Genomic DNA, 24,744 nt, shown 5'->3' on the forward strand with positions numbered 1-24,744 from the left:
TCCTGGGGTCGGGGGAGTGCCGGCTCGACGCCGGTCGGCGTAGTGAATCAGATCGCCCGAACCTGTGCAACCGGCGAACGCGCCGGTGCCCTCGCCTACGACGGATCGGACGCTTCGGCTTCTTCGCGCTTGGGCCGGTACCAGCGCGGATAGAACGCGGCGACGCGCGGTCCGTCGGTCGCGAGCGCATGGCACCCGTCGAGCTGGAGAGGCTTTTCGGTTTCGGACACGCCGAGCCGGGTCCCGGCCAAGGTCTGGAGCACGCCGGTGCCCATGGTGCGCAGCAGCTCCGACATGTGCGTGCAGCCGCGAACGCCGCCGAAGAGCCGGGCGGTCTGCCGGCTGAACCCCGGGCCGACGCGCAGGCCGATCAGCCGCGCATAGTCGGGCGCGATGTCGCCGCAGGCATTCGGGAACGGGGCGGCATCGGTCGATGCCACCGCGTCGACGATGAGCGCCGTCGAATCGACGGTCAGGCGTAGTCGCATCGAATGGATCGCTTCCCCGCCGGGCCGCTCCCCGCCAGGAAAGACGAAATGCTGGTCGCGCACGTCGCACAGATGGCCTTCGACATCCCAGAGGCCGTCGCTGCGGCGATAGCCGCGGAGGGTGATGGTGCGCCCGTGCACAGGGTCGCGTTCTGCAGTGGGTGGTGGCAATGGCATGGCTGGCGCACGATCATGCCCGAGCGTCGGGGAAGTCGTCTTGCGGGCACTGGTTGACCCTTCGCAGCGGGTCGGCGGTATCGCTGACGATCTGCCGCAGCAATTCCATCGCCGCCGGGGACAGCACCCGGCCGTGGCGCGATATCACGTGGGTGCGGCCCTGGTGCAGCAGCGGGTTCTTCATCGGCAATGCGCTGATCTCGGCCGTGTCCAGATGCGCCGGCAGCGAGAGGCGCGTCGAAAGTGCATACCCCAACCCTGCCGCCACGAAGTGCCCGAGCGCGCTGAACGAGCTCGTGGTGAGCAGCGCGTTCAGGCGCACGCCTTCGCTGATCTCCGCGGCCTCGATGTGCTGTCGCACACCGAAGCCGCGATGCAGGGTCGCGCCTGGATAGGCCTGCAGGTCCGCCAGCTTGAGCGGCCGTCCGAGCCGCGCGAGCGGGTGGCTCGCCAGCACCAGCGTCTGGATCGGCTGCGGGTGGGAATGGTGCGAGCGCAGGCGCTCGTCCTTCGGCGGCTGGAACAGCATGCCGACGTGCGCGCGCTCGTCCACGATGCGCTTGACGATCTCGTCACTGCTGCCCACATCCAGCGCAATCGTGATCTTGGGATGCGACTGCATGAAGGTGCGCAGGCTGTTGCGCATCAGCCAGTCGACGAAGCCCTCGCCGGCCACGATGTCGATGTGGCCGCGCTCGATCTTGCGGATGCTGTCGAGCTGTGCCAGCAGATGCTGCTTCTGGCTTTGCTGGCGGCGCAGGTAGCTGGCGAGCAGGTCGCCCGCATCGGTGGGCGCGACGCCCCGGCCGCGCCGCTCGAGCAGTCGGGCGCCGCATTCCGTCTCCAGCAGGGCCACCGCCCGGCTGACCGCCGACGCATCCATGCCGAGGACCTCCGCAGCACCGCGAACGGAGCCGCTCTCAAGCACCTGCATGAAGTACCGAAGGCGGCGGGTTTCCAGCTTGTCGTCCATGGCGCGTCTCTCCGAGCGTTGCATTCAATGCAACAAAGATCCTGTGATTCTGTCATTGATGCACGTCGGGCTTTCTTTCAGACTTGGCGCGCCGTCTTAACCTCTTACTCAAGGTTCCGCCCCACATGACTTCCGCCGCTTCCGCCACGCTTGCGTCCGAATCACTGGACGAGTCCGGCACAGGCAAATTCAAGCTCGTCGTCGTTTCGCTGATCGTCGTGGCGATCGCCGAGCTGATCGGGTCCGCACAGTTCAAGCTCGGTCCCGGCAAGGTGGTGCTGCTGCCCATGCTGTGGGCGCTGCTCATCGCGGCCGCCTGGGGAATCGCCGCGCGCCACGTGCCCCAGGTCGGCCGTGTGACGGCCGGTTTGCAAGCCTATGCGGGCGGGCTGCTCAATGCCGGGCTTCTGCTCTTCATGGTCAAGCTGGGCCTGACGGTGGGCGCGGCGCTGCCGCAGGTCCGCCAGGCAGGCTGGGCGCTCGTCTTTCAGGAGTTCGGCCATGCACTCGGCACGCTCGCGCTGGGCCTGCCGCTGGCGCTGCTGCTCGGCATCAAGCGCGAAGCCGTCGGCGCGACCTTCTCGGTCGGCCGCGAAGGCAATCTCGTGATCATCGGCGAGAAGTACGGCATGGCCTCTCCCGAGGGCCGCGGCGTGCTGGCCGAATACATCACCGGCACGGTGCTCGGCGCGCTGTTCATCGCGGTGCTCGCGGGCTTCATCACAAGCCTGCACATCTTCGATCCGCGCTCGCTCGCGATGGGCGCCGGGGTCGGCTCGGGCAGTTTGATGGCCGCGGCCATCGGTGCCATCGGCGCCCAGCAGCCGGCGGAGATGGTGCCGCAGCTCACGGCGATCGCCGCCGCGTCCAACCTGCTGACCACGGTGGTCGGCTTCTATTTCACACTCTTCCTGTCGCTGCCGCTGTGCTCGTGGCTCTACGGCAAGCTCGAACCGGTGCTGGGCCGCTTCTCGAAGCGCCAGCCGACTCAAACGGCCCCACTGGCATCGGCCGGCATCCACGCACCGGATCTCTCCTTTGCCGACAAGCTGATCGCCTGGAGCGTCATCACCGGCGGCGTGATGATCGGCAACCTGCTCTCGTACAAGGTGCCGCTGCTGCAATCGCTTGCGGGCATGCTCGCGATCATCGCCATCGTGCTGCTGGTCGACACCGCCAAGCGCCTCGTCCCGAGGATGCCGATGGTGCTGTTGCTCTCGCTGGTCGCGACGATCGTCGGCATTCCCGGCCTGCTGCCGTTCTCGGACGCGCTCATCGCGGCGACGGCCAAGCTCAACTTCCTTGCATTCACGACGCCGGTGCTGGCGCTGGCGGGCTTCTCGGTCGCCAAGGACCTGCCGATCTTCCGGCAGCTCGGCTGGCGCATCGTGGTGGTGTCGCTCACCGCGACGGCCGGCACCTTCCTCGGCGCCACCCTGATCGCCGAGTTCTTCCACTGACCCCTCCCCCACGAATTGAACGGACTGCCCATGTACCGCGAACCCGAGATCGCCGAAGACACCCGCACCCAGATGCTGGCGTGGCGCCGCGACATCCACGCCAACCCGGAAACCGCCTTCGAGGAGCACCGCACCGCCAACCTCGTGGCCAACGCGCTGATGCTGATGGACATTCCGGTGCATCGCGGACTGGCCGGCACCGGCGTGGTCGGCACCCTGCGCAACGGCGATGGCCCCAGCATCGCGCTGCGTGCCGATCTCGACGCGCTCAACATGACCGAGCTGGGCGATCGTCCGCACAAGTCCACCTGCGTCGGCAAGATGCACGGCTGCGGGCACGACGGCCACACCGCGATGCTGCTCGGCGCGGCGCACCACCTGGCGCGCCACAAGCCGTTCCGCGGCACGGTGCATTTCGTCTTCCAGCCCGCGGAGGAGAACGAAGGCGGCGGCCGCAAGATGGTCGAGGACGGCCTCTTCGAGCAGTTTCCGGCCGATGCGGTGTACGGCATGCACAACTTCCCCGGCATGCCGCGCGGCCGCTTCGGCATCCGCACCGGCACGATGACGGCGTACCTCGACACCTTCGAGATCGTGATCACCGGCAAGGGCTGCCATGGCGCGATGCCTGAAACCGGCATCGACCCGGTGATGATCTCCGCGCAGCTCATCAACGCCCTCCAGACCATCGTGAGCCGCCGCATCGGCGCGACGGAATCGGCCGTGGTCAGCGTGACGCAGATCCACGGCGGCGACACCTGGAACGTGGTGCCAGAATCCGTGGTGCTGCGCGGCACCGCGCGCACGCTCGATGCAGCCATCCAGGACAAGCTCCAGGCCGCCATGGGACAGATCTGCGCCGGCATGGCACAGACGCACGGCGCGACCGTGGCGCTCCACTACATGCGCGGCTATCCGGGCGTGGTCAACACCCCGGCAGAAACGTCCGCTGCGGCCCGGGCCGCAGCGAGCCTGGTCGGCGAGGCGCAGGTCGACACCGACATCAAGCCGGCCATGGGCTCGGAGGACTTCGCGTTCATGCTGCTGAAGCGGCCCGGCGCCTACATCGGCATCGGCGCCGGCGAAGGCCCGAACGACCCGCCGGTGCACAACCCCTACTACGACTTCAACGACAACATCCTTCCGCTCGGCGCGGCCTACTGGGTGGCGCTGGTCAGGCAGCAGCTTCCGGTTGCATAGTGTGTCGATGCTGTCCGTCTTCGATATCTTCAAGATCGGCATCGGGCCGTCGAGCTCGCACACGGTGGGGCCGATGCGCGGCGCGCGCCTGTTCGCGGATGCACTGGCGCACGATGGACTGCTTTCGCGCACGGAGCGGGTCCATGTGACGCTCTATGGCTCGCTCGGAGCGACGGGCCATGGGCACGCGACCGACGTCGGCGTCATCCTCGGCCTGATGGGCGAGGCGCCGGACACGGTCGATCCAGGAGCGGTGCAGGCACGCATTCAGGAACTCCGACGATCGGGCGAGTTGCGGTTGCTGGGGCGACAACCGATCGCCTTCGAGCCGCTGCGCGACATCGAATTCGCCGGGCAGGAGTCGCTGAGCGAACATCCCAATAGAATGCGGCTGATCGCGCGGGCACCGGACGGCGCGACGCTGGCCGATCGCTGCTACTTCTCGGTCGGCGGCGGCTTTGTCGTCGAACGAGGCGATCCGAGCAACGCCGCAGGTGAAGCCTCCGCCACGACCTGGCCGCATCCGTTTCGGACGGGCGACGAACTGATGTCGCAGGCGCGGGCTCACGGGCTTTCGGTCGCGCAACTGATGCTTGCCAACGAAAGCGTCTGGCGAGCTCCGGCCGACGTGCGCACGGACGTGCTGCGCATCTGGCAGGTGATGCAGCAATGCGTTCGACGAGGCTTCGGCATCGACAACCCGTCGGCGAACGAGCATCTGCCCGGCACGCTGCACATTCGGCGTCGTGCGCCGCAGCTCTACCGCGAACTGCTCGCACGCGACGGCAGTGCCGAAGGCGCGGACCCGCTAGTCGCGATGGACTGGGTCAACGCCTTCGCGATGGCTGCCAACGAAGAGAACGCTGCCGGCGGCCGCGTGGTGACGGCGCCCACCAATGGCGCCGCCGGCGTCGTGCCGGCCGTTCTGCACTTCTACGCGAGGTTCTGCCGCGGTGCCTCGGACGACGGCATCGTCGACTTCCTGCTCACGGCGGCGGCCATCGGGATGCTCTACAAGGCCAACGCCTCGATCTCGGGCGCCGAAGTCGGGTGCCAGGGCGAAGTCGGCGTCGCGTGCTCGATGGCAGCCGGCGCCTTGGCAGCCGTACTCGGCGGGTCGCCCGCCCAAGTCGAGAATGCGGCAGAAATCGGCATGGAACACAACCTCGGCCTCACCTGCGATCCGGTCGGCGGAATGGTGCAGATCCCGTGCATCGAACGCAACGCGATGGGCGCGGTCAAGGCCATCAACGCCGCGCGCATGGCATTGCGCGGCGACGGCAGCCATTACGTGTCGCTCGACGCGGTGATCCGCACGATGATGCAGACCGGCGAGGACATGAAGTCGAAGTACAAGGAAACGTCGCTCGGCGGGCTCGCGGTCAACGTGGTGGAGTGCTGACGAGGACGCGAGGCGCGTTCTTTCCGGCTTACGGCACCATCCCGCCGATGGCCTTGGCGGCCTGTGCAAGTCCGCCCAGGAGAGTGTCGGCGACGCGCGGTGAAAAGTCCTCCGGCAGTTCGCCCTGGACTTCGGCGATGACCGCTGGCGTGCGTTCGAGGAGTTCTTCGATGATCGGCTCGGCGGTCGTGGCAAAGCCGACTTTCCGCGCGGTGCTGTTGAAGTGCCTGCGCTGGATGTTGTGCATCTCGTAATGCCTGTTCCTGCCGAGCAAAGCCATCGCCAGTTTGATTTCGTACGGCGACCACTGGTTGGGGCCGTCGCCCAATACCGGATAGGCCGACATCACGTCGTACAGCCGGGTCAACTGGAAGCGGCCGCGCGGCAGAAGCTGGATGCTGAAGTTCTTGGCATGGCCATCGGGCGCTCGCAGGAGCCAGAACAGCACTTGCGCCGCCATCAAGGTTTTCATGTCGGCCTCGGCGTTCATCGACTGCCGCAGCGTGGCGAATACAGCCTTGAGTCCCGGACCGCCCTCGTTCTCGTACTTGCGAAGCGGCGAGCAGCCCTCGACCTGGCAGAAATCCTCCTGGGGCAGGCGCATCAGCCACTCTCCATTCGGCGAGACACGACGGTCGAAGCGCTCCACCACCAGCACGCGCTGCCGGCCGAAGGTCGCGATGCGGGCGTCGGCGACGTTCAGCCCATAGGCTTTCAGCAGTCGCAGGCACAGCCATTCGTTGTCGACGGAAGTGCTGAAGTCTGCGCGCCGCCCGCCCATCAAGCCCAGCGGGAGCTTGAAGATGTGGCTCGTCGGCGTGGCGCCGCGTGGTGCGAGCCACCGTCCATCCCACCGCAGGAAAGCGGCCTTCTCCTGGGCACCGGCCAGGGAGATGCGGAAGTCCGCATCCGGCAGCCGAGCCGCGGCAAAGGATTGCGGCGAGACGGTTTCGATCAGGTGCCGCTCGATGTCCTCTTCGGACAGGGGCACGCCGTCGATGCGGTCGAAGCCCGTCGGTATCTCGTCCTCGTCCAGGATCTGCACCGCCCCCACGCAATCGCGCCCGATGGCTTTCAGCAGATCGAAGGGGGCGGTCGATCCTGTCTTGAATCGCTCGGCCACCCGCCTGCGAATGGCATCGCTGTCCGGAAGCAGGTTGTCGAAGTAGTTCGCAACCTTCTCGCCCTTGAGCGGCAGGTTCTGCAAGTTGAACGGCAGCGACAACGAAAGCGGCCGGCCGATGTCGGCGCCGACCCAATCCCCGTCGTACCGCAACTCCATTTCTCCGCGAGCAGGAATGGTCCATCGCCCGACCCGAACACCGTTGGTCCAGATCGACAAGCTGCGGCTGTGCGATTGACGGCCCATGTCACCAATCCGCGTGTGTGGCAGAGGATGCCGCAGGACTGCCGCGGGTGCCGACCGTCAATTCCAAGCCCAGTGCAGCGCACCAGGCCAGGAGTTGCCCGACGCTCAACTCCTCGGCGTTCAATTCGAGATGGGAGACCCGAGACTGGCTCAGGCCGATGCGACCCGCCAGCGCCGCTTGGGTCAGGCCTTGCGCCTTGCGCGCCGCCTGCAGTACCGAGCCGAGTTGGACGGCAGTGATCAGTGCATGGGATGTGGGCAGCATGGTCGGATACCTGAAAATCAGCTAAATGCACAATAGTTGAAATACAGATATTCGTCAAATATCTGAAAAACAACTATGAGTGCAGTGGCTGATCGGCCCCCCAAGCGTCAATTCACTCCCACTCGATCGTCGCCGGCGGCTTGCTGCTCACGTCGTAGGTCACGCGATTGATGCCGCGAACCTCGTTGATGATGCGCCCGGACACCTTCTTGAGCAGCGCATAGGGAAGTTCCGCCCAATCCGCCGTCATGAAGTCGCTGGTCTGTACCGCCCGCAGCGCCACAACATAGTCGTAGGTGCGGCCGTCGCCCATCACGCCGACGCTCTTCACCGGCAGGAAGACGGTGAAGGCCTGGCTCGTGAGGTCGTACCAGGTCTTGCCGGACTCCTTGTCGACGAAGTTGCGCAGCTCTTCGATGAAGATCGCATCGGCACGGCGCAGCAGGTCCGCGTATTCCTTCTTCACCTCGCCCAGGATCCGCACGCCCAGGCCCGGGCCGGGGAACGGATGGCGATAGACCATCTCGGGCGGCAGGCCCAGCGCGACGCCGAGTTCGCGCACTTCGTCCTTGAAGAGGTCGCGCAGCGGCTCCAGCAGCTTCAGACCCAGTTGCTCAGGCAGGCCGCCGACGTTGTGGTGGCTCTTGATCGTGACCGCCTTCTTGCTCTTGGCGCCGCCGGACTCGATCACGTCCGGATAGATGGTGCCCTGCGCCAGCCACTTCGCGCCCTTCGCGCCCTGACTGGTGAGCTTGGCCGCTTCCTGCTTGAAGACGGTCACGAACTCGCCGCCGATGATCTTGCGCTTGGCTTCGGGGTCGCTCACGGCGGCGAGCTTGCCGAGGAACAGCTCGCTCGCATCGACGCGGATCACCTTCGCATGCAGCTGGCCGACGAACATGTCCATGACCATGTCCCCTTCGTCGAGGCGCAGCAGGCCGTGGTCGACGAACACGCAGGTGAGCTGGTCGCCGATCGCGCGGTGGATCAGCGCAGCCGCCACGGACGAATCGACGCCGCCCGAAAGGCCCAGGATGACCTCCTCGTCGCCGACCTGCTGGCGAATCGCCTCGACGGCTTCGGCGATGTGGTCGCGCATGATCCAGTCGGGCTTCGCGCCGCAGATGCCGAGCACGAAGCGCTCGAGGATCGCCTTGCCCTGCTGCGTGTGCGTGACTTCCGGATGGAACTGCACCGCGTAGAAGTGTCGGGCCTCGTCGGCCATGCCGGCGATCGGGCAGCTTTCGGTCGAGGCCATCAGCTTGAATCCCGGCGGCAGTTCGGTGACCTTGTCGCCGTGGCTCATCCAGACGTTGAGCATGCCGTGGCCTTCGTCGGTGGTGAAGTCGGCGATGTCGCGCAGCAGCTCGGTGTGGCCGCGCGCACGGACCGCCGCGAAACCGAATTCACGCTTGTGCCCGCTCTCGACCTTGCCGCCCAGCTGATGCGCCATGGTCTGCATGCCATAGCAGATGCCCAGCACCGGCACGCCGAGCTGGAACACGGCCTCGGGCGCCTTGTCGGTGCTTTCCTCGTACACGCTGGCGTGGCTGCCGGAAAGGATCACGCCCTTCAGGTGGCCGTCCTTCGCGTAGTCGCGAATCCAGTCGTCGGTGACGTCGCAGGGATGGACTTCGCTGAGCACGTGGGCTTCGCGCACGCGGCGCGCGATCAGTTGCGTCACCTGCGAGCCGAAGTCGAGGATGAGGATCTTGTCGTGTTGCATAGGTCAGAGCGTGGAGAGATCGAGAAGGCGGATGCCGGACTGGGTCGCCGCTTCGGCCAGCTTCCTGTCGAAGGTGGCCAGGGGAAGATTGAGCGATCGAGCCAGCCAGAGGTAGCCCGCGTCATAGGAAGAAAGCCCGCTGTCCATGGCGATGGCCAGCGATGCCTTGTGCTGGGGAGGCGCCATTTCGTGCAGTTCGACGCGATGCCGGACCGCCTCGAGCACCGACCACAGGCCCTCGACGGCCGCTTGCGGAATCCGGCCGCGCCGCACGCCGTTGGCGATGATGTTGGCGCACTCCCACTGCCAGAGGTTCGGCGCCTGCGGCTCGACCTCGTCGCGGCGCATCAGCGCGTAGAGGCGCCGGGTATGTTCGTTCGCTTCGTCGGGCAGCAGCCAAGCCGCCGTCACCGAAGCGTCGAGGACGAAGGCAGTCATCCCTGCCGGCCTTCGTCGCGGAGTTCACGCACCGATGGGCCGGGCCGGATCATCGCGTGCAAGGCGTCGATCTGGCTCAGCTCGCGCTGGATCTGCTCGTCGGTGATCACCGGCTTGCGACGCACCGGGAGAATGCGCGCCACTTCCTTGCCGTGCCGGGTGATGCGAACCTCCTCGCCCTTTTCGACCGATTCGATCAGGGCCGAGAAGTTGTTCTTCGCCTCATAGATGCCGGTGTATTGCATGAGTCTGACCAGATTTGGAAAGTCTGGCCATTATAGGCATTCCGGCCAGAAATTGAAGTCTGGCCAGAATGCCGCTTCAAGCGATCACTCGGCGCGGTAGTTCGGCGCTTCCTTCGTGATCTGCACGTCGTGCACGTGGCTCTCGCGAATGCCGGCGGCGGTGATCTCGACGAACTCGGCCTTGTTCTTCATGTCCTCGATCGTCGGGCAGCCGCAGTAGCCCATGCTGGCGCGCAGGCCGCCTGCCATCTGGTAGACGATGGACACCATGGAGCCCTTGTAGGGCACGCGGCCTTCGATGCCTTCGGGAACCAGCTTGTCGGCGTTGGGATTGCCGGTCGTCGATTCCTGGAAGTAGCGATCGGCGCTGCCCTGCTGCATCGCGCCGATGGAGCCCATGCCGCGGTAGCTCTTGTAGCTGCGGCCCTGGTACAGCACGATCTCGCCCGGTGCTTCCTCCGTGCCGGCGAACATCCCGCCCATCATCACCGTGCTCGCGCCGGCTGCGATGGCCTTGGCGATGTCGCCCGAATAGCGGATGCCGCCGTCGGCGATCAGCGGCACGTCGGTGCCCTGCAGTGCGGTCGCGACGTTGTCGATCGCCATGATCTGCGGCACGCCCACGCCGGCCACGATGCGCGTCGTGCAGATCGAGCCCGGGCCGATGCCGACCTTGACCGCATCCGCGCCGGCATCGGCCAGCGCGCGGGCTGCATCGCCGGTCGCGATGTTGCCGCCAATCACGTCGACCTGCGGGTAGTTCTTCTTGACCCAGCGCACGCGCTCGATCACGCCCTGGCTGTGGCCATGCGCGGTGTCCACGACGAGCGCATCGACACCGGCCTTGACCAGTGCCTCGACGCGCTCCTCGGTGCCCTCGCCCACGCCGACGGCCGCACCCACGCGCAGGCGGCCACTGGCGTCGCGCGCTGCGTTCGGGAAGCTGGTCTGCTTGGTGATGTCCTTGACGGTGATCAGGCCCTTGAGCTCCCAGGAATCGTTGATGACGAGGAGCCGCTCGAGCTTGTGCTTGTTGAGCAGCGCCTTCGCATCGGCGAGGGTGGTCCCGTCCGGCACGGTGATGAGCCGCTCGCGCGGCGTCATGATCTCGCTTACCGGCGCGTCGTAGCGGCTTTCGAATCGCAGGTCGCGGCCGGTCACGATACCGACCACCTTGCCGCGATCGCACACCGGGAAGCCCGAGATGCCGAGTTGTTCCGACAAAGCGATCACCTGCCGCACGCTGTGGGCCGGCGTGATGACGACCGGGTCGCGCAGGACGCCGGACTCGTAGCGCTTGACCTTGGCGACCTGCGCGGCCTGTTCGGCCGGCGTGAAGTTCTTGTGGATGATGCCGATGCCACCTTCCTGCGCCATCGCGATCGCGAGGCGGGCCTCGGTCACGGTGTCCATGGCGGCTGAGACCAGGGGCAGGTTCAGGGTGATGTTTCGGGAGAGCCGGGTGGCGAGGGAGGTGTCCTTCGGGAGGACCTGGGAATAGGCTGGCACCAGCAACACGTCGTCGAAGGTGAGCGCTTTGCCGAGAAGGCGCATGGGTGAAGCTCCAAAAGACGGATTGTAACGATCGCTCGGCCATTTCCCAGGTGCAGGGGCTTGGATCTGCCCACCTGCAAGGGCATAAACCCGGTCAGAATCCGGATTCGAGCGTTGCGAAAACGCCAGACTTCTGGTTGCAAAACGTAAGGGAACGCTAAACTGCCGCCCATGAAACTCGCGCATCTCCTCGTCATTGGTTCGGTGTTCCTGCTGCCCTTGGGCGCCCAGGCGCAATGGCAATGGATCGACAAGGAAAACAAGAAAGTCTTCAGCGATCAGGCGCCTCCGGTCGACATTCCCGAGAAGAACATCCTGCGCAGGCCCAACACTGCCAAGCGCCTGAACTTCAGCACGCCGGCCGCAGCCGAGGGCGCCGGCGCGAACGCACCCTCCTCCGCGCCCGCCGCAACCGCCGCCGCCAAGCCATCCGGTGTCGACAAGGAACTCGAGGAAAAGGCGCGCAAGGCCGAGGAAGCAGAAAAAGCCAAGCAGGCCGCCGAAGAGCAGAAGATCGCGCAGGCCAGGGCAGACAACTGCAAGCGTGCCCGCGAAGGCAAGGCCACGATGGACAGCGGCATCCGCGTGGCGCGCGTCAATGCGCAGGGCGAACGCGAGATCATCGATGACGACATGCGCGCCGCCGAACAAAAACGGCTTCAGGGCGTGATCAATTCGGATTGCAAGTGAGCGGCCCTGCAGCTGCCCGTCAATAGCCCGCCTTCCCGCCCTTGCGGCGGCGTGCGAACAGCCCCGTCCCCCGGGCTCCCTGTTGCTTGAAGCGCTCGCGCCTGGCCACCTTGGGGTCGACGGCAAGAGCGCGACAGAGTTCGACGCGATCGAGATTGGCCACTGCCTGGGTCCATTCGACGGAACGCCCCCAGATCCCGGGCATCGCAGCCTGCCAGTCGAACGCCGGATACGCCGCGCCAAGACCGCTCGCAAGCACCGCATCGCGCACGGACGCCCCGTCGGCAACGGTCACGATTTCCTCGAAGACCTCGCGCGGCGCGGGCGAGCAAACCACCGTCACTTGCAGCATCAGGCAGCGCCGTAGATGTGCTCGGCGCGCTTCACGAAGGCTTCGACCAGATTGGAAGCGATCTTGTCGAACACGGGGCCGACAAGGGTCTGCAGCGCGATGCTGTTGAAGCCGTAGCTGAGGTTCAGTTCGACGCGACAGGCCCGCTCGCCCTCTTCTCCCACCGGCGTGAACTTCCAGACGCCATCAAGATTGGAGAAAGGTCCGTCGACGAGCTTCAGATGCACCTCGCGGCCGGGCACATGGGTATTTCGCGTCGTGAAGCTCTTGTGCAGGCCGCTGAACGCAAGACCGACTTCGGCCGTCATGCCGAAGTCGTCCTGTTCGATCACCTTGGACCGGTCGCACCACGGCAGGAACTCCGGGTACTTGGCCACATCGGTCACCAGGGCGTACATCTCGTCGGCGCTGTACCAGATGAGGATGGACTTGTGGACTGTTTTCATAGAATGGGCACAGCGTGCGCGACGGATTGTATTGAAGCCATGCCGACCTCACTTGACTCACCATGGCCACAAAAAAGAAGCAGGACCCCACTTCCCGGATCGCGGACAACAAGAAAGCCGCGTACAACTATTTCTTCGAGGAACGCTTCGAGGCCGGCATGGTCCTCGAAGGCTGGGAGGTCAAGTCGCTGCGCGAAGGCAAGGTCCAACTGACCGACGGCTACGTGGTGATCCGCGAAGGTGAGCTGTTCGTGATCGGCTGCCAGATCAACCCGCTGCGCTCGGCGTCGACCCACATCACGCCCGATTCGGTGCGCACCAAGAAGCTGCTTCTGCACAAGGAGCAGATCCGCCGTCTCATCGGCAAGGTCGAACAGAAGGGCTACACGCTCATCCCGATCAACCTTCACTGGAAAGCCGGCAAGGTCAAATGCGAGATCGCCCTGGCGAAGGGCAAGGCCGAGCACGACAAGCGCGACACCATCAAGGACCGTGAAGGCAAGCGTGAAGTCGAACGGGCCATGAAGACCCGAAACCGCTGAGGAACCCCGGATGGCGCTGCGACCCCTCGACGCCTCGCGCGTCAATCCGCTCGAAGGCGGCCCGAGCTTTTCGCTTGGCAACCGGATCCTGCGCGCCGTCTGGAACGTGACCTGGGCGGTCTTCGCGTCCTGGACGCCGCCGCAGATGGGCTTCTGGCGCCGCTTCCTCCTGAAGCTCTTCGGGGCCAAGCTGGGACAGGCGTGCGACGTGCGCGGCAGCGCGAGAGTCTGGTATCCCCCTCACCTGCATCTGGCCGATCGCGCGCTTCTGGCCGAGCGGGTGACTTGCTACAACATGGCGCCGATCTCGCTCGGACGCGGTGCGCTGGTGTCGCAAGGCGCGCATCTCTGCGCCGGCACCCATGACATCTCCTCGCCTGCGTTCCAGTTGATCGCGCGGCCGATCACGATCGGCCCGCAGGCCTGGATCGCGGCCGAGGCTTTCGTCGGCCCCGGCGTGGAAGTCGGCGAAGGCGCGGTGCTGGGCGCCCGCAGCGTCGCATTCCGCTCGCTCGACCCGTGGACCGTCTATGGTGGCAACCCCGCCAAGCCGCTCAAGCGGCGCGTCCTGAGAGACGCCGGCTGATTTTTTTCCGGGGCGTGGAATAAACGCCGGTCCCCAGGCGTTCATGCAGCATCAGCCACACTGCATCCATGGATTCCAGCGCCATCGTCGAACACATCCCGAGCCTGCGCCGCTATGCGCGTGCGCTGACGGGTGACGCATGGGCCGCCGACGACCTGGTGCAGGACACGCTCGAACGCGCCTGCGGCAAATGGCGCCTGTGGAGCGCCGGCACCGATCTCCGTGCATGGCTCTTCACGATCATGCACAACGTGTTCGCGAGCCAGATTCGCCGCGCACCCGCACGCAGTACGGTCGACGTCGAAGACGTGATCCACGAACTGCGCGTCGTCGAGTCACATCGCGACCAGGCCATCGATCTCCAGCGTTGCGTGCTGCTCCTGCCCGAGGACCAGCGCGCCGTGCTGCTGCTGGTGGCGCTGGAAGACCTGTCCTATGCGCAGGTCGCCAAGGTGCTCGGCATTCCGCTCGGCACCGTGATGTCGCGCCTTTCGCGGGCGCGCGATCGCCTCCGAGAACTGATGGAAGCAGCGCCGCCGCCGGTCACGACCCGCCCTGGTCTGCGGCGCCTCAAATAGCCGGCCAACGTCATGAAGACCACCGATACCGATTTCGACGACGGCTCCCCCGACTGGAAGGCGCAGCGTGACGCCTTGCGGCAGTTGCATCGCGACGTGCTGGACGAGCCGATTCCGCCGAACCTGCTGGCCGCGGCGGGACTGGCCGCGCGCTCGCACGCCCGCAAGGCCATGTGGGCGCGCTGGGGCGGCATGGCTGCAGGGATCGCCATGGCATTCGGCGCGGGCTGGCTGGCCAGTGCGCAATGGTCCGGGGCCCATGCCGGTTCGATGCTCGCGCGATCGCCGGCGGCACGGGAGTTCGTTCATGCTGCCGCGGTGGCGCACGTGGTCTATGCGCCGGAGAAACGTCATCCGGTCGAAGTGGCCGCCGGCGAGCAGCAGCATCTCGTCCAATGGCTGTCCAAGCGGCTCGACAAGCCCTTGCGGGTGCCCGATCTTTCGGCGCAGGGGTATGCGCTCGTCGGTGGTCGGCTCCTGCCGGGCAGCGAAGGCGCTCGCGCGCAGTTCATGTTCGAGCGCGCCGGCGGCGAGAGGCTCACGCTCTATGTCGGCAGCCTGGGGCCATCGTCGAGTGCTCCGCGCGCCGACGAAACCGCATTCCGCTTCTCGGCCGACGGCCCGGTCCCCAGCTTCTACTGGGTCGACCGCGGCTTCGGCTATGCACTGACCGGCCCGCTCTCGCGGGACGCCCTGCTCACGCTTGCCACCGCGGTGTTCCGTCAGCTCGAAAAGGCCGATGGATAGACTGCGACCTCGTACCGCTTTTTTTCAACCGAAGGAGAAAACTTCATGAAACTGCTCAGCGCCTCGATCCTCACTGCCGCCCTGCTTGCAGGCTGCGGAAGCATGTCGCCCGCACCGGACACGCCCACCCGCACCGCCGACGGCGTGCTGATCGGCCCGACGGGCATGACGCTCTACACCTTCGACCGTGACACGCCCAACAGCGGCAAGTCGGCCTGCAACGGTCCGTGCGCCACCAACTGGCCGCCGCTCCCGGTGGCCGACACCGCCAAGCCCATGGGCGCCTACACGATCGTCATGCGCGACGACGGCAAGAAGCAGTGGGCCTACAAGGGCGCGCCGCTGTACTACTGGTCAAAGGACGCCAAGCCCGGCGACAAGACCGGTGACGGCATGCTGAACGGGGCCTGGAAGGTCGCTCGCCCCTGAACCTGGGCAGGCACAAAGAAAAAGGGCCGGTCACCGGCCCTTTTTCATTTGTTCAAGGCGATCGCTCAACACCGACCCTTTTTCGCCTGCCCCGGAGGACAGTGATAGTGATCACCGTCGTAGTCGCCGTGATCGTGGCGGTGACCCTTCGGCTCCTTGTACTTGGCCGCCTTCCATTCGGGCTCGACCCAGCGCCATCCGCCCTCGGCGCGCACCCAGCGGCCGGGCGCATAGACGTAGTCCGGCCTTGCCGGCTGCCAGTAGCCTTGCTGCCAGGCGTAGGCGTCATGCCGGTACTGCCAGACTCCGGGGACCCAGACATAGCCGACGCGCGCCGGCGGTACCGGCTCATAGCGCGGCGCGGGTGGCGCCACCGCCACGATGCTGGGCACGTTGATGTTGATCGAGACCTGCGCCGATGCGCAGAACGGTGCTGCGGCCAACGCACAAGCCAGGAGAGTGGATGAAAGTCGCATCAATACCTTCCTTCGAAAACCATTGAACGTAGCAGCCCACGCCCGGTGGACAGTGCTTGCCCTGCCGTCAAGGCGTACCGCTCAGCGCTGCACGGGGTATGCGTCTCTCGCGCATGCCGAGCAACTCATTGAACACCAGCGCACTAATCACCAGGGCGCCCCCGGTCAGCACGCTCGGCGGCGGCTCTTCACCGGCGCCGACCCAGGCCAGCGCGATGCCGAAGATCACCTCCAGCAGCGAGAGCAGCGACACTTCGGGCGCCTTCAGCACGCGGGCGCAGATCACCGAAAGCACGCATGGGATCGCGAGTTGCACGAGGCCGAGAAAGGCCAGCAGGCTCAGGTCGTGCGCGTTGGCCTGAAAGGGCCACGCGAGCGGCAGCGTCACCCCGGCCGAGATGGCGGCACCGATCAGCACCGCCGGGACGAGGTCGATGTCATGCCCCTTCGCATGCGCATGCTGGACCACGGTCCAGTTGCACGCCGCCGCGAGCGGGACGCACAGGGCCACGAGCGTGCCGACGAGCAGGCCCTCCCCCAGCTGCGTGCCGTACATCCAGCCGATGCCCAGGCCTGCCACCACGATGGCGGACCAGGTCCGAGCAGGCAGCTTGTGCCCGATGAAGATTCTCGCGACGAGCGCCGTGAGCAGCGGCCCGACGGCCATCGTCACCAGCACATTGGCCACGCTGGTCAGCGTGAGCGCCACCATGAAGGCGGTGAACATCACGCTCCAGCACACGCCGGAGATCCACAGTTCGCGACCGCCGCGGCGGATCTTGGCGAACACCGCGGGCCCCTGCCACAGCGGCAGGATGACGAGCAGCGCAATCAGCGTGAAGAAGCTGCGCCAGAACGTCACCTCGAAGCTTCGCGCATGCTCGAGGTGCCGTGTGACAAGGCCGGCCGTGGCCCACATCAGGGTCACGGCGACCATCAACCAGGCCGCACGGCCATGGGTCAGTCCACGACCCGCGGCCCGCATCAGGCAGCCTCGCGCGAGGCGCGCTTGCGCTCGTGTTCCTTGAGGTAGCGCTTGCGAAGACGCACGCTCTTGGGCGTGATCTCGACCAGCTCGTCGTCCTCGATGAACTCGACCCCGTATTCGAGCGTGAGATCGATCGGCGGCGTGATCTTGATCGCGTCTTCCTTGCCCGAGACGCGGAAGTTCGTGAGCTGCTTGGTCCGCGTGGCGTTGACCACGAGGTCGTTGTCGCGGCTGTGGATGCCGACGATCATGCCCTCGTAGACCGGGTCGTTGGCGCGCACGAACATGCGGCCGCGATCGTCCAGCTTGCCGAGTGCGTAGGTGAAGATCTCGCCATCGTCCATCGAGATCAGCACGCCGTTCTTGCGCCCGCCGATGTCGCCCTTGTGCGGCTCGTAGCCGTCGAAGATGTTGGAGATCAGGCCCGATCCGCGCGTGAGGTTCAGGAATTCATTGCTGAACCCGATCAGGCCACGCGCCGGAATGCGGTATTCGAGACGCACGCGGCCCTTGCCGTCCGGCTCCATGTTCACCAGATCGCCCTTGCGCTCGCCCAGCGCCTGCATCACGCCGCCCTGGTGCTGCTCTTCGATGTCCGCGGTGACCATCTCGATCGGCTCGTGACGCACGCCATCGATGTCCCTGAACACCACGCGCGGCTTCGACACGGCCATTTCATAGCCCTCGCGGCGCATGTTCTCCAGCAGGATCGTCAGGTGCAATTCGCCGCGGCCCATGACTTCGAAGACGCCTTCTTCGTCCGTTTCCTTCACGCGCAGCGCCACGTTGTGCTGCAGCTCCTTCTGCAGGCGGTCCCAGATCTGGCGGCTGGTGACGAACTTGCCTTCGCGGCCGGCGAGCGGGCTGGTGTTCACGCAGAAGTTCATGGTCAGCGTCGGTTCGTCGACGCGAAGCATCGGCAGCGGCGCCGGCTTGAGGGGGTCGGTCACCGTCACGCCGATGCCGATGTCCTCGATGCCGTTGATCAGGACGATTTCGCCAGGTCCCGCTTCCTTGGTCTGCACGCGGTCGAGCCCCTGGAACGTCAGCACTTGGTTGACGCGTCCCTTGACCGCCTTGCCGTCCGGTCCTTCCATCACGACGACGTCCATCATTGGCCTGATGGTCCCGGCGTTGACGCGGCCCACGCCGATGCGGCCCACGAAGGTCGAGAAGTCGAGGGCGGAGATCTGCAACTGCAGCGGCGCATCCGGATCGCCGGCATGCGCAGGCACGTGCTTCAGGACGGTGTCGAACAGGGCCGACATGTCCGGTCCCCACTGCTCGCCCGGCTCGCCCTCTTCCAGCGACGACCAGCCGTTGATGCCCGAGGCGTAGACGACCGGGAAGTCGAGCTGCTCATCGGTCGCGCCCAGCTTGTCGAACAGGTCGAAGGCGGCATTGACCACGTGGTCCGGACGCGCGCCCGGCTTGTCGACCTTGTTCACGACCAGAATCGGCTTGAGGCCGAGCGCCAGCGCCTTCTTGGTCACGAAGCGCGTTTGCGGCATCGGGCCTTCCTGCGCGTCGATCAGCAGCACGACGCCGTCGACCATGCTGAGCGCACGTTCCACTTCGCCGCCGAAGTCCGCGTGCCCGGGGGTGTCCACGATGTTGATGTGGGTGCCCTTCCAGGTGACGGCGCAGTTCTTGGCCAGGATCGTGATGCCCCGCTCTTTTTCGATGGCGTTGTTGTCCATCACCGTGTCGACGACTTTCTCGTGCTCGGCGAAGGTGCCCGACTGGCGCAGCAGTTGGTCGACCATCGTGGTCTTGCCATGGTCGACGTGGGCAATGATGGCAATGTTGCGAATCTGATTGGTGCTCATGGTGTCGCTTCGGTCAATAGTGTTTGCTGGATTTCGATGGGGCTCAGCAAGCGCCCCGGAATGAGTTCGCCGGCCTTCACGTGGGCGGTGCCGAGAAAGGTGCGAGGTGTGTCGCCGAACACGGCCACGGCCGGCGAATCGCCCCAGCCGCCGCGCCTGCGCAGGCCCGAAAGAAAGCGCCCGGCATCTTCGGCACCGAGCGTGACACGGGTGTGATCGGCCACGAGCGACTCGGCAGGCAGGAGCCTGGCCAGGCGTTCGCTTTCGTCCATGGCTTCGAAGGCTGCCAGCGTCACGCACTGGCTCTCGTGGAAGCCGCCGGTGGCGACGCGCCGAAGCGCAACGAGGTGGGCGCCGCAACCCAGCGCCTCGCCGATGTCCTCGCCGAGCGTGCGGATGTAGGTCCCCTTGCTCACGGTGGCCCGGATGCGGATGTCATCGCTGCCCGGCTGGGCGGTGATCGAAAGGCTGTGAATCACGACGTCGCGCGGCGCGCGCTCGACTTCGAGTCCTTCGCGGGCGTATTCGTACAGCGCCTTGCCGTCCTTCTTCAGGGCGCTGTGCATCGGCGGCACCTGGCGGATCGGGCCCGTGAATCGGGCTTGCACGCGTGCCAGATCGCCGGCATTCACGGCGACCGGGCGGCGTTCGATCACTTCGCCTTCCGCATCCCCGGTGGACGTCTTGACGCCGAGGCGGGCGATGGCCTCGTAGGTCTTGTCCGCATCGAGATGGAGCTGGCTGAACTTCGTGGCGGCCCCGAAGCACAGCGGCAGTACGCCCGTCGCGAGGGGGTCGAGCGTTCCGGTGTGCCCGGCCTTTTCTGCGCGCAGCAGCCACTTGGCCTTCTGCAAGGCCTGGTTGCTGGAGAGACCCAGCGGTTTGTCGAGCAGCAACACCCCATGCACAGGGCGCCGCTGCACCCGTGTGCGTGGCGCGTTCATCTTCAGTCGTCTTTGGAACGGGAAGCGACGGCCTGCGCGATCAGCGCATTCATGTCGGCGGCGCGCTCGGTCGTGCGATCGAACTGGAAGTGGAGTGTCGGCACGGTATGGATGTGCAGACGCTTGAAAAGACCGTTACGCAGGAAACCCGCCGCCTGGTTCAGCGCCTCGGTCGTCTCGACCGGGTCGCCCACGAGCAGGCTGAAGAAAACCTTCGCATGCGCGTAGTCGGGCGTGACCTCGACCGCCTGGATCGTCACCATGCCCACCCGCGGATCTTTCAACTCGCGCGCGATCAGCTCCGTCAGATCGCGCTGGATCTGATCGGCCACCTTGAAGGCGCGGTTGGGGGCTGCGGATTTTCTCTTGGGCATGGTCGTGATCGATCCCGACGCTTACAACGTCCGCGCGATCTCCTTGATCTCGAAGAACTCCAGCTGATCACCTTCCTTGATGTCGTTGTAGTTCTTGAGCTTGATACCGCACTCGAAGCCTTCGCGCACTTCGCGCACATCGTCCTTCAAGCGCTTGAGCGATTCGATCTCGCCGGTGTAGATCACCACGTTGTCGCGCAACAGGCGGAAATGCGCGTTGCGGTTGACAAAGCCGGAAGTGATGTACGAACCCGCGACCGTACCGATCTTGGACGCCACGAACACGGTGCGGATCTCGGCCGAGCCGATGACCTCTTCGCGCCGCTCCGGAGCCAGCATGCCGGCCATCGCGGTCTTCAGATCGTCCACAGCGTCATAGATGATGCTGTAGTAGTGGATCTCGATGTTGTTGCCTTCGGCGTGCTTGCGCGCGCCGGCGTCGGCACGCACGTTGAAGCCGATGACCATCGCCTTGGACGCGATCGCGAGGTTGATGTCCGACTCGCTGATGCCGCCGACGGCCGCATACACGACCTGCACCTTGACCTCTTCGTTCGAGAGCTTGAGCAGGGATTGCGAGAGCGCTTCCTGCGAGCCTTGCACGTCGGCCTTGATGATGATCGGCACCGTCTTGACTTCGCCCGCGGTCATGTCCGCGAACATGTTCTCGAGCTTGGCGGCCTGCTGCTTCGCGAGCTTGGTGTTGCGGAACTTGCCCGCGCGGTAAGTCGCGATTTCGCGCGCACGGCGCTCGTCGCCCATCACCATGAACTCGTCGCCGGCCTGCGGCACTTCCGTCAGGCCCTGGATCTCGACGGGGATCGACGGACCCGCAGACTTCACCGGCTTGCCGTCTTCGTCGATCATGGCGCGAACGCGGCCGTAGGTCGAACCCGCCAGCACCACGTCGCCGGTCTTGAGCGTGCCGGACTGCACCAGCACCGTCGCGACCGGACCGCGGCCCTTGTCGAGCTGCGCTTCGATAACCAGACCCTTGGCGGCGGCATCCACCGGCGCCTTCAGTTCCAGGATTTCAGCCTGCAGAAGAACCTGCTCGAGCAGATCGTCGACGCCCTGCCCCGTCTTGGCGGACACGGGCACGAACGGCGTGTCGCCGCCGTACTCTTCAGGCACGACTTCTTCTGCCACCAGCTCCTGCTTCACGCGGTCGAGGTTGGCATCGGGCTTGTCGATCTTGTTGATCGCCACCACGATCGGCACCTTGGCGGCCTTCGCGTGCTTGATGGCTTCCTTGGTCTGCGGCATGACGCCGTCGTCCGCGGCCACCACCAGGATGACGATGTCGGTCGCCTGGGCGCCGCGTGCACGCATGGCGGTGAACGCCTCGTGGCCCGGGGTGTCCAGGAAGGACACCATGCCGCGTTCCGTCTCGACGTGATAGGCGCCGATGTGCTGCGTGATGCCTCCGGCCTCGCCCGCAGCGACCTTGGCGCGGCGGATGTAGTCGAGCAGCGAGGTCTTGCCGTGGTCGACGTGACCCATGACGGTCACGACCGGCGCGCGCGGCAGCGCTTCGGCCTGTTGTGCCGAGACGTCCTCGTCGGTGAAGGCTTCCGGGTCGTCCAGCGCCGCAACCACGGCGCTGTGGCCCATTTCCTCCACGATGATCATCGCGGTGTCCTGGTCCAGCGACTGGTTGATGGTGGCCATCTGGCCAAGCTTCATCAATTGCTTGATGACCTCCGATGCCTTGATCGACATCTTGTGCGCGAGCTCCGCCACCGTGATGGTCTCGGGCACGTGCACTTCGATGATGCGCGCCTCGACCGGCGCCGCCGGTGCGCGTTCCTCCACACCGTTGCGATCGTTGCCGCGACGGCCGCGCGGACCACCGCGCCAGTTGCCCCGGCCAACGCCACCGCTGGCATCGCCGCGGGTCTTGATTTCCTTCTTCTTGGCGGTGTCGCCCGCCCAGCTCGACGAGAGCTTGGCCGACTTCACCTCCTTGCCCGCTCCGGCACCCGCAGCGGGGGCGGGCGCCTGAGCGCCCGCAGGCGCAGCCGGTGCGGCCGTACGGGCCGCAGGCGCGGTCGGCTTGTGCAGCGTGCCTTTGACGCCTGCCTTCGCTTGGGCGGCGGCGGGCTTCTCGGGTTGCTTCGGCACCAGCACGCGCGCCGGCGAATTCAGCATCGCGCGGATGGCCTCGGCTTCAGCCAACGCCTTGCGACGGCGCTCGTCCAAGTCACGGGCGCGTGCGGCTTCTTCCTCGGCGCGCGCCTTCGACTCGGCGGCAGCCTTGGCCTTGGCATCTTCCTTGACTTGCTCGGGGGAGGGTTCGGCAACCTTGCGATTCGTCTCCGCCGGCGCTTCCTCGGCTGCTTCAGGGCCATCGGCCGTGACGGCGGCCGCAGCTGCGGCTTCCGCAGCCTTCTTCTGGACAGCAGCCCTGGCTTCCTGCTCCGCGCGCTCCGCTTCCTCGGCGCGGGCGCGTTCACGCGCTTCCGCCTCCTCGCGCAGGCGGCGCTTCTCTGCGAGTTCCTCTTCCTGCCGGCGGATCAGCTCGGCCTGGCGTCGAGCCTCTTCCTCGCGCCTCGCGAGTTCGACTTCGTCGATGCGCGGTGCTGCGGAAGCGGCTGCAGGCTGGGCCTCGACCTGCGGCGCAACCGCTTCAGCGCCAGCCGGATGCCCGTCGTCGCGCTGGATGAAAGTGCGCTTCTTGCGCACTTCGACCTGGATGGTCCGGGCGCGGCCCGTCGCGTCCGCCTGTTTGATCTCGCTGGTTGACTTCTTGGTGAGCGTGATCTTCTTGCGCTCAGGCTCGACCGTGCCGTGGCTGGCCTTCAGGAAACCAAGCAAGCGTTGCTTGTCCGACTCGGTGAGCGCATCCGTTGCGGCGGCCTTGGGCACGCCCGCGCTCTTGAGCTGGTCAAGCAGGATTTCGGGAGTCTTCTTGAGCTCGTGTGCGAACTCGGCGACAGTGGTACTGGACATATTCGTTTCGTGCCTCCATGACCATCACTCTTGGCCGGCGAACCAGTGTTCGCGGGCCTTCAAGATGAGGTTCTTGGCGTCATCGGCGCTCTGGCCGGTGATCTCGGTGAGTTCGTCGACCGCGAGGTCGGCCAGGTCGTCGCGGGTATGCACACCCGCGTCGGCCAGCTTCGGAATGAGCACCGGATCGAGTCCGGCGAGGTCCCGCAGGTCCTGGGAAACGCTCTCGACGTTTTCTTCACGGGCGATTTCCAGCGTCAGCAGCGCATCCTTGGCGCGCGAACGCAGTTCGTTGACCGTGTCTTCGTCGAAAGCCTCGATCTCGAGCATTTCCGAGATCGGCACGTAAGCCACTTCTTCGAGGCTCGTGAAGCCTTCGGAGATCAGGATGTCCGCGATTTCCTCGTCCACATCGAGCTTTTCCATGAAAAGCTTCCGGCTGGCGTCGGTCTCCGACGCCTGCTTCTGTGCCGATTCGTTGGCATCCATGATGTTGATCTTCCAGCCGGTCAGATCGGAGGCGAGCCTCACGTTCTGGCCGCCGCGGCCGATCGCGATCGCGAGGTTTTCCTCATCGACCACCACGTCCATCGCGTGCTTTTCCTCGTCGACGACGATCGAGGTCACGTTGGCCGGCGCCAGCGCGCCGATCACGAACTGGGCGGGGTCTTCGCTCCAGAGCACGATGTCGACGCGCTCGCCGGCGAGTTCGTTGGTGACCGCATTCACCCGTGTGCCGCGCACGCCCACGCAGGTGCCGATCGGATCGACACGCTTGTCGTGCGAGAGCACGGCGATCTTGGCGCGCGAGCCCGGGTCGCGGGCGCAGCTCTTGATCTCCAGCAGTCCCTGCTCGATCTCGGGCACTTCCTGGCGGAACAGCTCGATCATGAATTCCGGCGCGGCACGCGACAGGATGATCGGCGCGCCGCGCAGCGTGAGGTCGACCTCCATGATCATGGCCCGCACGCGATCGCCGTTGCGCAGGTTTTCCTTGGCGATCATCTCGCTGCGGCGCAGACGGCCTTCGACACGGCCGGCCTCGACGATGATGTCGCCCTTGTCCAGCCGCTTGACGGTGCCGGTGAAGATCTTTTCGCCGCGCGACATGAAGTCGTTGAGCAGCATCTCGCGCTCCGCGTCGCGGATCTTCTGCAGGATCACCTGCTTGGCGGCCATCGCGCCGATGCGGCCGATCGGCATGGACTCGACGGACTCTTCGATGTACTCGTCGATCTCGATGTCCGGCATCTCTTCCTTGGCTTCGAAGAGCAGGATTTCCTGGTCGGGCATCTGCAGGCCGGCTTCGTCGGGCACGACATGCCAGCGGCGGAAGGTTTCATAGTCGCCGCTTTCGCGGTCGATCGCCACGCGAATGTCCACGTCACCCGGATAGAGCTTCTTTGTCGCTTGTGCAAGGGCGGACTCGACGGCGCCGAAGACGACGTCACGCTCGACGTTCTTCTCGCGCGAGATCGCATCCACCAACATCAACATTTCGCGATTCATGCCAC

At 65.8% G+C, this 24,744-nt stretch carries 26 protein-coding genes; 9 read left to right on the top strand and 17 right to left on the bottom strand.

The window, feature by feature from the left end; genetic code table 11:
- Positions 1–95 precede the first annotated feature (95 nt).
- Positions 96–665 carry a DUF2889 domain-containing protein gene (locus WKW77_RS01170; RefSeq protein WP_340354995.1) on the bottom strand — a complete coding sequence of 190 codons (570 nt, stop codon included), beginning with the start codon at positions 663–665 and terminating at the stop codon, positions 96–98.
- 13 nt (positions 666–678) lie between these two features.
- Positions 679–1,638 (bottom strand): LysR family transcriptional regulator, encoded by a 960-nt coding sequence (locus WKW77_RS01175; RefSeq protein WP_340354996.1) that lies wholly within the window; start codon positions 1,636–1,638, stop codon positions 679–681.
- 125 nt (positions 1,639–1,763) lie between these two features.
- Here WKW77_RS01175 and WKW77_RS01180 point away from each other — a divergent pair, with 125 nt between their 5' ends.
- Genes WKW77_RS01180 through WKW77_RS01190 form a run of 3 tightly spaced genes read left to right on the top strand, consistent with a single transcriptional unit; the run spans position 1,764 to position 5,700 of the window.
- Positions 1,764–3,098: a DUF3100 domain-containing protein gene (locus WKW77_RS01180; protein ID WP_340354997.1), complete on the top strand. Its 1,335-nt coding sequence runs from the start codon at positions 1,764–1,766 to the stop codon at positions 3,096–3,098.
- 30 nt (positions 3,099–3,128) lie between these two features.
- On the top strand, positions 3,129–4,298 hold the full coding sequence (locus tag WKW77_RS01185) for a M20 aminoacylase family protein (protein WP_340354998.1): 1,170 nt from the start codon (positions 3,129–3,131) through the stop codon (positions 4,296–4,298).
- Positions 4,299–4,305: 7 nt separating this feature from the next.
- Positions 4,306–5,700 (top strand): L-serine ammonia-lyase, encoded by a 1,395-nt coding sequence (locus WKW77_RS01190; protein ID WP_340354999.1) that lies wholly within the window; start codon positions 4,306–4,308, stop codon positions 5,698–5,700.
- A 28-nt stretch (positions 5,701–5,728) separates the two neighbouring features.
- Here the strand turns inward: WKW77_RS01190 and WKW77_RS01195 are convergent, their stop codons facing one another.
- The 6 genes from WKW77_RS01195 to guaB form a co-directional block, all read right to left on the bottom strand.
- Positions 5,729–7,069 carry a type II toxin-antitoxin system HipA family toxin gene (locus WKW77_RS01195; RefSeq protein ID WP_340355000.1) on the bottom strand — a complete coding sequence of 447 codons (1,341 nt, stop codon included), beginning with the start codon at positions 7,067–7,069 and terminating at the stop codon, positions 5,729–5,731.
- Between the two features lies 1 nt (position 7,070).
- Positions 7,071–7,334 carry a helix-turn-helix domain-containing protein gene (locus WKW77_RS01200; RefSeq protein ID WP_340355001.1) on the bottom strand — a complete coding sequence of 88 codons (264 nt, stop codon included), beginning with the start codon at positions 7,332–7,334 and terminating at the stop codon, positions 7,071–7,073.
- A 112-nt stretch (positions 7,335–7,446) separates the two neighbouring features.
- Positions 7,447–9,060: a glutamine-hydrolyzing GMP synthase gene (guaA, locus tag WKW77_RS01205; RefSeq protein ID WP_340355002.1), complete on the bottom strand. Its 1,614-nt coding sequence runs from the start codon at positions 9,058–9,060 to the stop codon at positions 7,447–7,449.
- Positions 9,061–9,063: 3 nt separating this feature from the next.
- Positions 9,064–9,498 (bottom strand): type II toxin-antitoxin system VapC family toxin, encoded by a 435-nt coding sequence (locus WKW77_RS01210; protein WP_093158863.1) that lies wholly within the window; start codon positions 9,496–9,498, stop codon positions 9,064–9,066.
- Positions 9,495–9,743: a type II toxin-antitoxin system Phd/YefM family antitoxin gene (locus WKW77_RS01215; RefSeq protein ID WP_093160370.1), complete on the bottom strand. Its 249-nt coding sequence runs from the start codon at positions 9,741–9,743 to the stop codon at positions 9,495–9,497. Before WKW77_RS01215 ends, WKW77_RS01210 begins: the two co-directional genes overlap by 4 nt.
- Positions 9,744–9,827: 84 nt before the next feature.
- Entirely contained in the window at positions 9,828–11,297 is a 1,470-nt protein-coding gene (guaB, locus tag WKW77_RS01220) for an IMP dehydrogenase (RefSeq protein ID WP_340355003.1), read from the bottom strand.
- 171 nt (positions 11,298–11,468) lie between these two features.
- On the opposite strand from guaB, the gene WKW77_RS01225 reads away from it, so the two are divergent.
- The gene (locus tag WKW77_RS01225; protein WP_340355004.1) at positions 11,469–11,987 is read left to right on the top strand and encodes a DUF4124 domain-containing protein; all 519 of its coding nucleotides are present in this window, start codon (positions 11,469–11,471) and stop codon (positions 11,985–11,987) included.
- Positions 11,988–12,006: 19 nt separating this feature from the next.
- Here WKW77_RS01225 and WKW77_RS01230 read toward each other — a convergent pair whose 3' ends face one another.
- Entirely contained in the window at positions 12,007–12,339 is a 333-nt protein-coding gene (locus tag WKW77_RS01230) for an RnfH family protein (protein WP_340355005.1), read from the bottom strand.
- Positions 12,339–12,785, bottom strand: a complete 447-nt coding sequence (locus WKW77_RS01235; protein WP_340355006.1) for a type II toxin-antitoxin system RatA family toxin — start codon at positions 12,783–12,785, stop codon at positions 12,339–12,341. Before WKW77_RS01235 ends, WKW77_RS01230 begins: the two co-directional genes overlap by 1 nt.
- A 62-nt stretch (positions 12,786–12,847) precedes the next feature.
- Between WKW77_RS01235 and smpB the strand changes: the two genes are divergently transcribed.
- The 5 genes from smpB (at position 12,848) to WKW77_RS01260 (ending at position 15,667) form a co-directional block, all read left to right on the top strand.
- Positions 12,848–13,327: an SsrA-binding protein SmpB gene (gene smpB / locus WKW77_RS01240; RefSeq protein ID WP_340355007.1), complete on the top strand. Its 480-nt coding sequence runs from the start codon at positions 12,848–12,850 to the stop codon at positions 13,325–13,327.
- 10 nt (positions 13,328–13,337) lie between these two features.
- Entirely contained in the window at positions 13,338–13,913 is a 576-nt protein-coding gene (locus WKW77_RS01245; RefSeq protein ID WP_340355008.1) for an LbetaH domain-containing protein, read from the top strand.
- A 68-nt stretch (positions 13,914–13,981) separates the two neighbouring features.
- Entirely contained in the window at positions 13,982–14,491 is a 510-nt protein-coding gene (locus tag WKW77_RS01250; protein ID WP_340355009.1) for a sigma-70 family RNA polymerase sigma factor, read from the top strand.
- A gap of 12 nt (positions 14,492–14,503) precedes the next feature.
- A complete protein-coding gene (locus tag WKW77_RS01255) occupies positions 14,504–15,238 on the top strand; it encodes an anti-sigma factor family protein (protein ID WP_340355010.1) in 735 nt (244 codons plus the stop codon).
- 45 nt (positions 15,239–15,283) lie between these two features.
- Positions 15,284–15,667 (top strand): COG4315 family predicted lipoprotein, encoded by a 384-nt coding sequence (locus tag WKW77_RS01260; protein ID WP_340355011.1) that lies wholly within the window; start codon positions 15,284–15,286, stop codon positions 15,665–15,667.
- Positions 15,668–15,732: 65 nt separating this feature from the next.
- Here WKW77_RS01260 and WKW77_RS01265 read toward each other — a convergent pair whose 3' ends face one another.
- The 7 genes from WKW77_RS01265 to nusA all read right to left on the bottom strand — a co-directional run bounded on the left by WKW77_RS01265 (position 15,733) and on the right by nusA (position 24,739).
- Positions 15,733–16,143 (bottom strand): hypothetical protein, encoded by a 411-nt coding sequence (locus WKW77_RS01265; protein WP_340355012.1) that lies wholly within the window; start codon positions 16,141–16,143, stop codon positions 15,733–15,735.
- Positions 16,144–16,210: 67 nt separating this feature from the next.
- Positions 16,211–17,080: a DMT family transporter gene (locus tag WKW77_RS01270; protein ID WP_340355013.1), complete on the bottom strand. Its 870-nt coding sequence runs from the start codon at positions 17,078–17,080 to the stop codon at positions 16,211–16,213.
- Between the two features lie 47 nt (positions 17,081–17,127).
- Positions 17,128–18,960 carry a translational GTPase TypA gene (typA, locus tag WKW77_RS01275; protein WP_340355014.1) on the bottom strand — a complete coding sequence of 611 codons (1,833 nt, stop codon included), beginning with the start codon at positions 18,958–18,960 and terminating at the stop codon, positions 17,128–17,130.
- The gene (gene truB, locus WKW77_RS01280; RefSeq protein WP_340355015.1) at positions 18,957–19,904 is read right to left on the bottom strand and encodes a tRNA pseudouridine(55) synthase TruB; all 948 of its coding nucleotides are present in this window, start codon (positions 19,902–19,904) and stop codon (positions 18,957–18,959) included. The genes typA and truB overlap by 4 nt, the downstream gene beginning before the upstream one ends.
- A gap of 2 nt (positions 19,905–19,906) precedes the next feature.
- Positions 19,907–20,278, bottom strand: coding sequence for a 30S ribosome-binding factor RbfA (gene rbfA, locus WKW77_RS01285; RefSeq protein ID WP_093158896.1), 372 nt, complete (start codon positions 20,276–20,278; stop codon positions 19,907–19,909).
- 21 nt (positions 20,279–20,299) lie between these two features.
- Complete coding sequence (infB, locus tag WKW77_RS01290; RefSeq protein WP_340355016.1) at positions 20,300–23,230, bottom strand: translation initiation factor IF-2; 2,931 nt, start codon at positions 23,228–23,230, stop codon at positions 20,300–20,302.
- A gap of 24 nt (positions 23,231–23,254) precedes the next feature.
- Complete coding sequence (gene nusA / locus WKW77_RS01295; RefSeq protein WP_340355017.1) at positions 23,255–24,739, bottom strand: transcription termination factor NusA; 1,485 nt, start codon at positions 24,737–24,739, stop codon at positions 23,255–23,257.
- Positions 24,740–24,744: the final 5 nt, after the last annotated feature.

Source organism: Variovorax ureilyticus (assembly GCF_037889935.1).
GTDB lineage: Bacteria > Pseudomonadota > Gammaproteobacteria > Burkholderiales > Burkholderiaceae_C > Variovorax > Variovorax ureilyticus.

Excerpts from the sequence above, each read along its gene's own strand:
- WKW77_RS01170 (WP_340354995.1), bottom strand. The coding sequence starts at position 665 with ATGCCATTGCCACCACCCACTGCAGAACGCGACCCTGTGCACGGGCGC.
- WKW77_RS01175 (WP_340354996.1), bottom strand. The coding sequence starts at position 1,638 with ATGGACGACAAGCTGGAAACCCGCCGCCTTCGGTACTTCATGCAGGTG.
- WKW77_RS01180 (WP_340354997.1), top strand. The coding sequence starts at position 1,764 with ATGACTTCCGCCGCTTCCGCCACGCTTGCGTCCGAATCACTGGACGAG.
- WKW77_RS01185 (WP_340354998.1), top strand. The coding sequence starts at position 3,129 with ATGTACCGCGAACCCGAGATCGCCGAAGACACCCGCACCCAGATGCTG.
- WKW77_RS01190 (WP_340354999.1), top strand. The coding sequence starts at position 4,306 with ATGCTGTCCGTCTTCGATATCTTCAAGATCGGCATCGGGCCGTCGAGC.
- WKW77_RS01195 (WP_340355000.1), bottom strand. The coding sequence starts at position 7,069 with ATGGGCCGTCAATCGCACAGCCGCAGCTTGTCGATCTGGACCAACGGT.
- WKW77_RS01200 (WP_340355001.1), bottom strand. The coding sequence starts at position 7,334 with ATGCTGCCCACATCCCATGCACTGATCACTGCCGTCCAACTCGGCTCG.
- guaA (WP_340355002.1), bottom strand. The coding sequence starts at position 9,060 with ATGCAACACGACAAGATCCTCATCCTCGACTTCGGCTCGCAGGTGACG.
- WKW77_RS01210 (WP_093158863.1), bottom strand. The coding sequence starts at position 9,498 with ATGACTGCCTTCGTCCTCGACGCTTCGGTGACGGCGGCTTGGCTGCTG.
- WKW77_RS01215 (WP_093160370.1), bottom strand. The coding sequence starts at position 9,743 with ATGCAATACACCGGCATCTATGAGGCGAAGAACAACTTCTCGGCCCTG.
- guaB (WP_340355003.1), bottom strand. The coding sequence starts at position 11,297 with ATGCGCCTTCTCGGCAAAGCGCTCACCTTCGACGACGTGTTGCTGGTG.
- WKW77_RS01225 (WP_340355004.1), top strand. The coding sequence starts at position 11,469 with ATGAAACTCGCGCATCTCCTCGTCATTGGTTCGGTGTTCCTGCTGCCC.
- WKW77_RS01230 (WP_340355005.1), bottom strand. The coding sequence starts at position 12,339 with ATGCTGCAAGTGACGGTGGTTTGCTCGCCCGCGCCGCGCGAGGTCTTC.
- WKW77_RS01235 (WP_340355006.1), bottom strand. The coding sequence starts at position 12,785 with ATGAAAACAGTCCACAAGTCCATCCTCATCTGGTACAGCGCCGACGAG.
- smpB (WP_340355007.1), top strand. The coding sequence starts at position 12,848 with ATGGCCACAAAAAAGAAGCAGGACCCCACTTCCCGGATCGCGGACAAC.
- WKW77_RS01245 (WP_340355008.1), top strand. The coding sequence starts at position 13,338 with ATGGCGCTGCGACCCCTCGACGCCTCGCGCGTCAATCCGCTCGAAGGC.
- WKW77_RS01250 (WP_340355009.1), top strand. The coding sequence starts at position 13,982 with ATGGATTCCAGCGCCATCGTCGAACACATCCCGAGCCTGCGCCGCTAT.
- WKW77_RS01255 (WP_340355010.1), top strand. The coding sequence starts at position 14,504 with ATGAAGACCACCGATACCGATTTCGACGACGGCTCCCCCGACTGGAAG.
- WKW77_RS01260 (WP_340355011.1), top strand. The coding sequence starts at position 15,284 with ATGAAACTGCTCAGCGCCTCGATCCTCACTGCCGCCCTGCTTGCAGGC.
- WKW77_RS01265 (WP_340355012.1), bottom strand. The coding sequence starts at position 16,143 with ATGCGACTTTCATCCACTCTCCTGGCTTGTGCGTTGGCCGCAGCACCG.
- WKW77_RS01270 (WP_340355013.1), bottom strand. The coding sequence starts at position 17,080 with ATGGTCGCCGTGACCCTGATGTGGGCCACGGCCGGCCTTGTCACACGG.
- typA (WP_340355014.1), bottom strand. The coding sequence starts at position 18,960 with ATGAGCACCAATCAGATTCGCAACATTGCCATCATTGCCCACGTCGAC.
- truB (WP_340355015.1), bottom strand. The coding sequence starts at position 19,904 with ATGAACGCGCCACGCACACGGGTGCAGCGGCGCCCTGTGCATGGGGTG.
- rbfA (WP_093158896.1), bottom strand. The coding sequence starts at position 20,278 with ATGCCCAAGAGAAAATCCGCAGCCCCCAACCGCGCCTTCAAGGTGGCC.
- infB (WP_340355016.1), bottom strand. The coding sequence starts at position 23,230 with ATGTCCAGTACCACTGTCGCCGAGTTCGCACACGAGCTCAAGAAGACT.
- nusA (WP_340355017.1), bottom strand. The coding sequence starts at position 24,739 with ATGAATCGCGAAATGTTGATGTTGGTGGATGCGATCTCGCGCGAGAAG.